The 9,445-nt window shown below is 63.4% G+C and carries 9 protein-coding genes; 7 read left to right on the top strand and 2 right to left on the bottom strand.

Translation table 11 applies throughout. From position 1 onward, the window contains the following. Positions 1 to 193 precede the first annotated feature (193 nt). From hslV to ABE456_RS17815, 7 genes are all read left to right on the top strand, one after another. On the top strand, positions 194 to 724 hold the full coding sequence (gene hslV / locus ABE456_RS17845; protein WP_003249309.1) for an ATP-dependent protease subunit HslV: 531 nt from the start codon (positions 194 to 196) through the stop codon (positions 722 to 724). Positions 725 to 800: 76 nt separating this feature from the next. Continuing rightward, on the top strand, positions 801 to 2,144 hold the full coding sequence (hslU, locus tag ABE456_RS17840; protein ID WP_346645079.1) for an ATP-dependent protease ATPase subunit HslU: 1,344 nt from the start codon (positions 801 to 803) through the stop codon (positions 2,142 to 2,144). Between the two features lie 173 nt (positions 2,145 to 2,317). After that, complete coding sequence (locus ABE456_RS17835) at positions 2,318 to 2,695, top strand: DUF971 domain-containing protein (protein WP_346645078.1); 378 nt, start codon at positions 2,318 to 2,320, stop codon at positions 2,693 to 2,695. Positions 2,696 to 2,964: 269 nt separating this feature from the next. Next, complete coding sequence (gene phaC / locus ABE456_RS17830; RefSeq protein WP_346645077.1) at positions 2,965 to 4,644, top strand: class II poly(R)-hydroxyalkanoic acid synthase; 1,680 nt, start codon at positions 2,965 to 2,967, stop codon at positions 4,642 to 4,644. A gap of 62 nt (positions 4,645 to 4,706) precedes the next feature. Next, a complete protein-coding gene (phaZ, locus tag ABE456_RS17825) occupies positions 4,707 to 5,558 on the top strand; it encodes a poly(3-hydroxyalkanoate) depolymerase (protein WP_346645076.1) in 852 nt (283 codons plus the stop codon). A gap of 167 nt (positions 5,559 to 5,725) precedes the next feature. Then, positions 5,726 to 7,408, top strand: coding sequence for a class II poly(R)-hydroxyalkanoic acid synthase (gene phaC, locus ABE456_RS17820; RefSeq protein WP_346645075.1), 1,683 nt, complete (start codon positions 5,726 to 5,728; stop codon positions 7,406 to 7,408). A gap of 13 nt (positions 7,409 to 7,421) precedes the next feature. After that, positions 7,422 to 8,036, top strand: a complete 615-nt coding sequence (locus ABE456_RS17815) for a TetR/AcrR family transcriptional regulator (RefSeq protein WP_346645074.1) — start codon at positions 7,422 to 7,424, stop codon at positions 8,034 to 8,036. 121 nt (positions 8,037 to 8,157) lie between these two features. On the opposite strand, the gene ABE456_RS17810 is transcribed toward ABE456_RS17815, so the two are convergent. Beyond that, entirely contained in the window at positions 8,158 to 8,937 is a 780-nt protein-coding gene (locus ABE456_RS17810; protein WP_346645073.1) for a phasin family protein, read from the bottom strand. Positions 8,938 to 8,947: 10 nt separating this feature from the next. After that, positions 8,948 to 9,367, bottom strand: coding sequence for a phasin family protein (locus ABE456_RS17805; protein ID WP_346645072.1), 420 nt, complete (start codon positions 9,365 to 9,367; stop codon positions 8,948 to 8,950). Between the last annotated feature and the right edge of the window lie 78 nt (positions 9,368 to 9,445).

The following is a 9,445-nucleotide window of genomic DNA, read 5'->3' as shown; positions in this document are numbered from 1 at the left end:
GGGTTGTCCCAGCCCTCCTTCCGGGGGGGCGCCGGCGGCCCGCCCGTCCCCCCACCCCCGCCCGCACCTACATCGACCGTGCCTGACTTGCAGAGCGAGCCGACCATTCATCCCCCACGGTTGAAATCCTTCCCCCCACCCCCATATGAGTCTGCATCAGGCACTTTCGCCCCGCTGCGTGGAGACTCTCCCCTTGACCACCATCGTTTCTGTCCGCCGTAACGGCAAAGTCGTCATGGGTGGCGACGGCCAGGTATCCCTCGGCAACACCGTGATGAAAGGCAACGCCAAGAAAGTGCGCCGCCTGTACCACGGCCAGGTCATCGCCGGCTTCGCCGGTGCCACCGCCGACGCCTTCACCCTGTTCGAGCGCTTTGAAGGGCAGCTGGAAAAACACCAGGGCCACCTGGTCCGCGCCGCTGTCGAGCTGGCCAAGGAATGGCGTACCGACCGTTCCCTGAGCCGCCTGGAAGCCATGTTGGCGGTAGCCAACAAGGACGCATCCCTGATCATCACCGGCAACGGTGACGTGGTCGAACCCGAAGACGGCCTGATCGCCATGGGTTCCGGCGGTGCCTACGCCCAGGCCGCAGCCCGCGCCCTGCTGAACAAGACCGACCTCTCGGCCCGTGAAATCGCCGAAACCGCCCTGAACATCGCCGGCGACATCTGCGTGTTCACCAACCATAACCTGACCATCGAGGAGCAGGACCTGGCCGACTGATTCAGCTGTTCTGGCGCCCCTTCCCGGTGACGGGGCTTTTCCACGCTGACTCATCTGCCCAAGGACCATTTTCATCATGTCCATGACCCCCCGCGAGATCGTCCACGAACTCAACCGCCACATCATCGGCCAGGACGACGCCAAGCGCGCCGTGGCCATTGCCCTGCGCAACCGCTGGCGCCGGATGCAGCTGCCTGCCGAGCTGCGTGCCGAAGTAACGCCGAAGAACATCCTGATGATCGGCCCTACCGGCGTCGGCAAGACCGAAATCGCCCGCCGCCTGGCCAAGCTGGCCAACGCGCCGTTCCTCAAGGTTGAAGCCACCAAGTTCACCGAAGTGGGCTACGTGGGCCGCGATGTCGAGTCGATCATCCGCGACCTGGCCGATGCCGCGCTGAAGATGCTGCGTGAGCAAGAGATCATCCGCGTACGCCACCGCGCCGAAGACGCCGCCGAAGACCGTATCCTCGACGCCCTGCTGCCGCAGGCTCGGGTCAGCAGCTTCGCCGAAGAAGCCGCACAGACCAGCACCGATTCCAACACTCGCCAGCTGTTCCGCAAGCGCCTGCGCGAAGGCCAGCTGGACGACAAGGAAATCGAGATCGAAGTAGCCGATGCCGTAGGTGTGGAAATTGCCGCGCCGCCCGGCATGGAAGAAATGACCAACCAGCTGCAGAGCCTGTTCGCCAACATGGGCAAGGGCAAGCGCAAAGCACGCAAGCTGAAGGTGAAAGAAGCGCTGAAGATGGTTCGCGATGAAGAAGCGAGCCGCCTGGTCAACGAGGAAGAGCTCAAGGCCAAGGCCCTGGAAGCGGTCGAGCAGCACGGTATCGTGTTCATCGACGAGATCGACAAGGTTGCCAAGCGCGGTAACGTTGGCGGCGCCGATGTATCCCGTGAAGGCGTGCAGCGCGACCTGCTGCCACTGATCGAAGGCTGCACCGTCAACACCAAGCTGGGCATGGTCAAGACCGACCACATCCTGTTCATTGCCTCGGGTGCATTCCACCTGAGCAAGCCAAGCGACCTGGTGCCCGAGCTGCAAGGCCGCCTGCCAATTCGCGTGGAGCTGAAGGCACTGACCCCGCAAGACTTCGAGCGCATCCTGCAAGAGCCGCACGCTTCGCTGACCGAGCAGTACCAGGCCCTGCTGAAAACCGAAGGCTTGAACATCGAGTTCCTCGCCGACGGCATCAAGCGCCTGGCCGAGATTGCCTACCAGGTCAACGAGAAGACCGAGAACATCGGTGCCCGCCGCCTGCACACCCTGCTGGAGCGTTTGCTCGAAGAGGTGTCGTTCAGTGCTGGCGACCTGGCCAGCACCCATGACGAAGCGCCGATCCAGATCGACGCGGCGTATGTGAACGGCCACCTGGGTGAGCTGGCGCAGAACGAAGACCTGTCGCGTTACATCCTGTAAGACCGCAGGGGGCCGCTGTGCGGCCCGATCGCGACACAAGGCCGCTCCTACAAGGGACCACGATCTCCTGTAGGAGCGGCCTTGTGTCGCGATCGGGCTGCACAGCAGCCCCCTTGCACAATCTCCCGAATCTCCCGAAGCTGTGCACTATCAGCTCCCCAGAGATTCCAGCCATGGCCCGCCTGCCCACCGCCATCAACCTGCACAAAGCCTCGAAAACCCTCAGCCTCACCTACGCCCCCGGCGAGGTCTACACCCTGCCCGCCGAATTCCTGCGCGTGCACTCCCCCTCCGCCGAGGTCCAGGGCCACGGCAACCCTATCCTGCAGTTCGGCAAGATCAATGTCGGCCTGGTCGGCCTGGAACCTGCCGGCCAATATGCACTGAAACTGACCTTCGACGACGGCCATGATAGCGGCCTGTTCACCTGGGAATACCTCGAGCAGCTATGCCTGCGCCAGGAGCAGCTGTGGGCCGAATACCTCGACGAACTGCACAAGGCCGGAAAATCCCGCGACCCGGCCGAGTCAGTAGTGAAACTCATGCTCTAGCGCAAGGCCGGCAAGGTTTAGAGCGCATTTTCTAGATTCATCTGTTTGAATGACCTACAGACGGCCCAGTGACGGGCTGTCTTGCGCATTACATGAAAGTCGGGTAACCAATGGGGGGTGGCAAGTTCCCTGCGTCACTTTGCAGGTAGTCAGGCCCCTCGCAGCACCGCTGTTCCTTATCACTGGTCACCCGAGTAGCAGTACCGGGCTCAGAACTGTGCACCCGCCACAGCAACCGGTACTCGTCTCAGGACAACGGAGCGTCGTAGATGAGTAACAAGAACAACGATGAGCTGCAGCGGCAGGCCTCGGAAAACACCCTGGGGCTGAACCCGGTCATCGGTATTCGCCGCAAGGACCTGTTGAGCTCGGCACGCACCGTGCTGCGCCAGGCCGTGCGCCAACCGCTGCACAGCGCCAAGCATGTGGCCCACTTTGGCCTGGAGCTGAAGAACGTGCTGCTGGGCAAGTCCAGCCTTGCCCCAGAAAGCGACGACCGTCGCTTCAATGACCCAGCCTGGAGCAACAACCCGCTGTACCGCCGCTACCTGCAAACCTACCTGGCCTGGCGCAAGGAGCTGCAGGACTGGATCGGCGACAGCGACCTGTCGCCCCAGGACATCAGCCGCGGCCAGTTCGTCATCAACCTGATGACCGAGGCCATGGCGCCGACCAACACCCTGTCCAACCCGGCAGCGGTCAAGCGCTTCTTCGAAACCGGCGGCAAGAGCTTGCTCGATGGCCTGTCCAACCTGGCCAAGGACCTGGTCAACAACGGCGGCATGCCCAGCCAGGTGAACATGGACGCCTTCGAGGTGGGCAAGAACCTGGGCACCAGCGAAGGTGCCGTGGTGTACCGCAATGATGTGCTGGAACTGATCCAGTACAGCCCCATTACCGAGCAGGTGCATGCCCGCCCGCTGCTGGTGGTGCCGCCGCAGATCAACAAGTTCTACGTGTTCGACCTGAGCCCGGAAAAGAGCCTGGCGCGCTTCTGCCTGCGCTCGCAGCAGCAAACCTTCATCATCAGTTGGCGCAACCCGACCAAGGCCCAGCGCGAATGGGGCCTGTCCACCTACATCGACGCACTCAAGGAAGCCGTCGACGCGGTGCTGGCGATTACCGGCAGCAAAGACCTGAACATGCTCGGTGCCTGTTCCGGCGGCATTACCTGCACCGCGCTGGTAGGCCACTATGCCGCCCTCGGCGAAAACAAGGTCAATGCCCTGACTCTGCTGGTCAGTGTGCTGGACACCACCATCGACAACCAGGTCGCATTGTTCGTCGACGAGCAGACCCTGGAGGCCGCCAAGCGCCACTCCTACCAGGCCGGCGTGCTCGAAGGCAGCGAGATGGCCAAGGTGTTCGCCTGGATGCGCCCCAACGACCTGATCTGGAACTACTGGGTCAACAACTACCTGCTCGGCAACGAGCCGCCGGTGTTCGACATCCTGTTCTGGAACAACGACACCACGCGCTTGCCGGCCGCCTTCCACGGCGACTTGATCGAAATGTTCAAAAGCAACCCGTTGACCCGCCCCGAAGCCCTGGAAGTGAGCGGCACCGCGATCGACCTGAAGCAGGTCAAGTGCGACATCTACAGCCTCGCCGGCACCAACGACCACATCACCCCGTGGCAATCGTGCTACCGCTCGGCGCACCTGTTTGGCGGCAAGATCGAGTTCGTGCTGTCCAACAGCGGCCACATCCAGAGCATCCTCAACCCACCGGGCAACCCCAAGGCACGCTTCATGACCGGCGCCGACCGCCCGGGTGACCCGGTGGCCTGGCAGGAAAACGCCACCAAGCACGCCGACTCCTGGTGGCTGCACTGGCAGAGCTGGCTGGGTGAACGTGCCGGCGAACTGAAAAAGGCGCCGACCCGCCTGGGCAACCGCGCCTATGCCGCCGGCGAAGCTTCCCCGGGCACCTACGTTCACGAGCGTTGAGTTGCAGCGCCGTGGCCACCTGCGGGGCGCCACGGTGTTAACTTCACCCAAGAGTCACGCGCATGCCGCAACCCTATATCTTCAGGACCGTCGAGCTGGACAACCAGTCCATCCGCACTGCGGTCCGCCCAGGCAAGCCGCACCTGACGCCGTTGCTGATCTTCAACGGCATCGGCGCCAACCTGGAGCTGGTGTTTCCATTCATCGAAGCACTGGACCCGGACCTGGAAGTCATTGCCTTCGACGTGCCTGGGGTTGGCGGCTCATCCACGCCGCGCCACCCGTATCGCTTCCCCGGGTTGGCCAAGCTGACGGCACGGATGCTCGACTACCTCGACTACGGCCAGGTCAATGCCATCGGCGTGTCCTGGGGCGGAGCGCTGGCACAGCAGTTTGCCCACGACTACCCCGAGCGCTGCAAGAAGCTGGTGCTGGCCGCCACCGCCGCAGGCGCGGTGATGGTACCGGGCAAGCCCAAAGTGCTGTGGATGATGGCCAGCCCACGGCGTTACGTGCAGCCGTCGCATGTCATCCGCATTGCGCCGATGATCTATGGCGGCGGTTTCCGCCGTGACCCGGACCTGGCCATGCAGCATGCGGCCAAGGTGCGCTCCGGCGGCAAGATGGGCTACTACTGGCAGCTGTTTGCCGGGCTTGGCTGGACCAGCATCCACTGGCTGCACAAGATCCAGCAGCCGACCCTGGTGCTGGCCGGCGACGATGACCCGCTGATCCCGCTGATCAACATGCGCCTGCTGGCCTGGCGGATTCCCAATGCCCAGCTACACATTATCGACGACGGCCATCTGTTCCTGATCACCCGGGCCGAGGCCGTCGCCCCGATCATCATGAAGTTCCTGCAGCAAGAACGTCAGCGCGCAGTCATGCACCCACGCCCGGCGACGGGCGTGTGAACGCGCCGCAAACCCCGTGGGAGCGGGTTTACCCGCGAAACATGCGACGCGGTGCATGGCACCGGCTTCGCCGGTGTTCGCGGGTAAACCCGCTCCCACAAGGTCCCTGCTAAGTCAGTGAGTATGTTTAGTCATGAGGCACCAGGTCTGGACGAGGGAGTGTTGCCATGAAAGACAAACCGGCCAAAGGAACGACAACGCTCCCCGCCACCAGCATGAACGTGCAGAACGCCATCCTCGGCCTGCGCGGCCGTGACCTGATTTCCACGTTGCGCAATGTCGGCCGCCACGGCCTGCGCAATCCGCTGCATACCGCGCGCCACCTGCTGGCCCTGAGCGGCCAGCTGGGCCGGGTGATGCTCGGTGACACGCCGCACCAGCCACACCCACGCGACGCGCGCTTCAACGACCCGACGTGGAGCCAGAACCCGTTCTACCGTCGCAGCCTGCAGGCTTACCTGGCCTGGCAGAAGCAGACCCGCCTGTGGATCGAGGAAAGCCACCTGGACGGCGATGATCGGGCCCGCGCGCACTTCCTGTTCAACCTGATCAACGACGCTCTGGCGCCGAGCAACTCGCTGCTCAACCCGCTGGCAGTCAAGGAACTGTTCAACACTGGCGGGCAGAGCCTGGTGCGCGGCGTGGCGCACCTGCTCGACGACCTGCGCCACAACGAAGGCCTGCCACGCCAGGTAGACGAGCGCGCCTTCGAAGTGGGCGGCAACCTCGCCGCAACCCCCGGCGCAGTGGTGTTTCGCAACGAGCTGCTGGAGCTGATCCAGTACCAGCCGATGAGCGAAAAGCAGCACGCCCGCCCACTGCTGGTGGTGCCGCCGCAAATCAACAAGTTCTACATCTTCGACCTCAGCTCGACCAACAGCTTCGTTCAGTACATGCTCAAGAATGGACTGCAAGTGTTCATGGTCAGCTGGCGCAACCCCGACCCACGCCACCGCGAATGGGGCCTGTCCAGCTATGTGCAGGCCCTGGAAGAAGCGCTCAATGCCTGCCGCAGCATCAGCGGCAACCGCGACCCCAACCTGATGGGGGCCTGTGCCGGTGGGCTGACCATGGCGGCGCTGCAGGGCCACCTGCAAGCCAAGCACCAGCTACGCCGGGTGCGCAGCGCCACCTACCTGGTGAGCCTGCTGGACAGCAAGTTCGAAAGCCCCGCCAGCCTGTTCGCCGACGAGCAGACCATCGAAGCAGCCAAGCGCCGCTCTTACCAGCGCGGCGTGCTGGACGGCGCCGAGGTGGCGCGGATCTTCGCCTGGATGCGGCCCAACGACCTGATCTGGAACTACTGGGTCAACAATTACCTGCTGGGCAAGACGCCCCCTGCCTTCGACATCCTGTACTGGAATGCCGACAGCACGCGCCTGCCCGCCGCACTGCATGGCGACCTGCTGGACTTCTTCAAGCTCAACCCGCTGACCCACCCGGCCGGCCTGGAAGTGTGCGGCACCCCCATCGACCTGCAGAAGGTCGAGCTCGACAGCTTCACCGTAGCTGGCAGCAACGACCACATCACCCCGTGGGATGCGGTGTACCGCTCTGCCTTGCTGCTGGGTGGCGACCGGCGCTTCGTACTGGCCAACAGCGGGCATATCCAGAGCATCATCAACCCGCCCGGCAACCCCAAGGCCTACTACCTGGCCAACCCCAAGCTGACCAGTGACCCGCGCGCCTGGTTCTACGACGCCCAGCGCAACGAGGGCAGCTGGTGGCCATTGTGGCTGGAGTGGATCACACCGCGTTCCGGCCCGCTCAAGGCGCCGCGTAGCGAACTGGGTAACACTACCTATCCACCGCTGGGCCCCGCGCCAGGCACCTATGTCCTGACCCGATGAGCATGCCGACTGGATGAAGACCCGCGACCGTATCCTTGAATGCGCCCTGCAGCTGTTCAACCAGCAGGGCGAGCCGAACGTTTCCACCCTGGAGATTGCCAACGAACTGGGCATCAGCCCGGGCAACCTGTACTACCACTTCCACGGCAAGGAGCCATTGGTGCTGGGCCTGTTCGATCGCTTCGAAGAAGCGCTGATGCCCTTGCTCGACCCACCCCTGGAGGTGCGCCTGGACGCCGAGGATTACTGGTTGTTCCTGCACCTGATCGTCGAGCACATGGCCCAGTACCGCTTCCTGTTCCAGGACTTGTCGAACTTGACCGGCCGGCTGCCCAAGCTGGCGCGGGGCATGCGCAGCCTGATCAATGCGCTCAAGCGCACACTGGCGGCGTTGTTGGCCAGCCTCAAGGGCCAGGGGCTGGTGGAGAGTGAGACCCAGGCACTGGGGCAACTGGTGGAGCAGATCACCCTGACGCTGATGTTCTCGCTGGATTACCAGCGGGTGCTGGGGCGCGATGGGGATGTAGGGATTGTGGTTTACCAGGTGATGATGCTGGTGGCGCCGCATCTGCAGCCCCGGGCGCGGGCGGCGGCGGAGCAGTTGGCGGTGCGCTACCTGGAGGGGTAGGCCTGTTGGTTCAGCGGTACGGCCTTCGCGGGCTTGCCCGCTCCCACAGGTACTGCACTGCTTGTGAGCTGTGCACAGGACCTGTGGGAGCGGGCGAGCCCGCGAAGAAGGCGACTCGGTATCAGATCAGGGTACCGGTGCCAGTGGGTGCCGACGGTGTGTTGCTGACCGGCGCGGCGACCGGTGCTGGTGCAACGGTAGCAGCCGGTGCGGCGCTGGCCGCTGGGGCTGCCGGCTTGGCAGCTGCCGGTTTGGCCGGCGCTTTCTTCACTGCTGGCTTCTTGGCTGCCGCTGGTTTGGCTGCTGCTGGTTTGGCTGCTGCTGGTTTGGCTGCTGCCGGCTTCGCCGCAGGCTTGGCAGCTGCAGTCTTGGCTGCCGGTTTGGCCGCCGCAGTTTTAGCCGCAGGCTTGGCCGCTGCAGTCTTGGCCAGTGGCTTGGCCGCAGCCTTGCTCGCAGCCGGTTTGGCGGCAGCAGTGCGCGACGAAATCGGCGTAACCGAAGCGCCAGTCAGTTTCTCGATCTGCTTGGTCAGGCTATCCACCTGCTGGTGCAGGGCCTTGATCTCGTTGCGGCTTGGTACGCCAAGGCGCGAGATGGCGCTGTTCAGGCGCTTGTCAAAAGCCTCTTCGAGTTCGCTCCACTTGCCCAGCGCACGGTCCTTCACACCAGACACACGCGAAGTGGTCGACGACTTGGCGGTTTCCGCCACGTCTTCAGCGGTCTTCTTCGCCTGCTTCTCGGCCTTCTCGCCATCCTTCACCAGCGAGTCGAACAGCTTCGGGCCGTCCTGGTCGATCTTCGAATAGATACCCAGCCCCGCCAGCCAGATCTTGCGGGAGTACTTCTCGATCCCGCCGACCCAGGAGCTGCCTTCTTTGTCGGAATTCTTCTTGCCAGCCATCCTGCTCTCCTTATGGTTTGTGCGCGACGCGCTCAAGCAGCTCGTGCAGCTGTTCAAGCTTGATGGACAACGCCTCAACGTCATGTTTAGACGGAATGCCAAGGCGATTCAAGGCGCGACCTACCCGTGCGTCGAAAGCTTTTTCGATCTTGTCGAGTTGAATTTCGACCTTGCCGCGTACGCGACTTACCTCTTGGGTCGCCTCGTCGAGCTGATTGTTGGCGGCGTCGAGCTCTTTGTCGATGCGCTTTTTGCCACGTTTCTCGACACCCTCACCGGCCTTTACCAGCTCATTGAAGTAGTCGGAGCCTTCCTGGCCCACGCGCGCGTATGCGCCGATGCCCGCCAGCCAGATCTTGCGCGCGTAGCCGCGCACCTCGCCCAGCGTGCCCGGGGCGTCGTCCTTTTTCTTCACATTCACTTTGGTCATGTTTTGTACCTCATGCTCATGAGTGGAGGAAAACCGCCCATGGAGGTTGGGCTTGTGCACACGTTAGGCAAATAAATT

This window comes from Pseudomonas sp. TWI929, from assembly GCF_039673335.1.
In the GTDB taxonomy this organism is placed as follows: domain Bacteria; phylum Pseudomonadota; class Gammaproteobacteria; order Pseudomonadales; family Pseudomonadaceae; genus Aquipseudomonas.
Note: the sequence above shows the minus strand (reverse complement) of the source record. Positions and strands in the feature narration are given on the sequence as shown.